This is a genomic window from Oleiphilus sp. HI0066, from assembly GCF_001635725.1.
Map to the genome: position 1 here is coordinate 1 of NZ_LWFH01000529.1, position 892 is coordinate 892.

1 protein-coding gene is annotated in these 892 nt (G+C 41.9%); it reads left to right on the plus strand.

Going from position 1 to position 892, the window contains the following annotated elements:
- Positions 1–215 precede the first annotated feature (215 nt).
- Positions 216–892 (plus strand): UvrD-helicase domain-containing protein (locus A3738_RS07220; protein WP_156504049.1); only part of this gene is annotated, 677 nt, incomplete at its 3' end.

The window sequence follows — 892 nt, forward strand, 5'->3', positions numbered from 1 at the left end:
GGCTCTTTAATCGACTGCGTTGATGTATTGATTTGGAAATCGTTTGGAACCGCATTTTTTGAGGCACATCCGCCTACCCAGATCAGTAAACTTAATAGTATGATTGCACGCATCATCCGCTGACACTTATATCCTGTTAGTAAAGTTCATAGTTTGTTGACTCTGATACCAAAACTCAAGTAATCCGACATACCGCGTAACACGATAAGCACTGCATGCCCGAGATATCTCTAACACCTGAACAACGCATTATTGTCGATGCTCCCGTTGCGCATTATGTGATTCGTGCTGTTGCCGGTAGCGGAAAAACCACAACACTTGCACATCGAATCAATAAATTACTTGCTGATGGCTACGACCCACGACGCTTACTTGTGCTTATGTTCAATAAAAGCGCGCAACTCGATTTTCAGAAAAAGCTGCAATCAGTGCGAGGTGAAGGCCAAAGTATTCCAGAAGTACGCACGTTTCATGCGATGGGGTTTCGCTTATACAAACGCTTTATTGAGATCGGTGTCTTAGCTCCATATCAAGGCAATATTCTGAGTGAGCGCGAAATTCAATTTCACTTACTACAACTCGTTCCGCAGGTTCTTAGCCCCGAACAACAAAATGAGTTCAAGCGTTATAAAAAAGAATATCTTGATGTTGCAGCAAGCTTTATTGATCAATGTAAAAGCCAGCTTGATGACCCTCATAGTTTTTTCAAACACTCCGGTTTAGAGAATAAATTTGGTTTTTTACCGAGCCTGTTTGAACGCTTTGAGCAATGGCGTAATGACCATTCGCGCATTAGCTATGCTGATATGCTTTACACGCCAGTCAAAACCATTATCGCCAAACCTGAACTTCGAGATTTAGTCTCGAATAAAATGGACGTGATTCTTGTTGA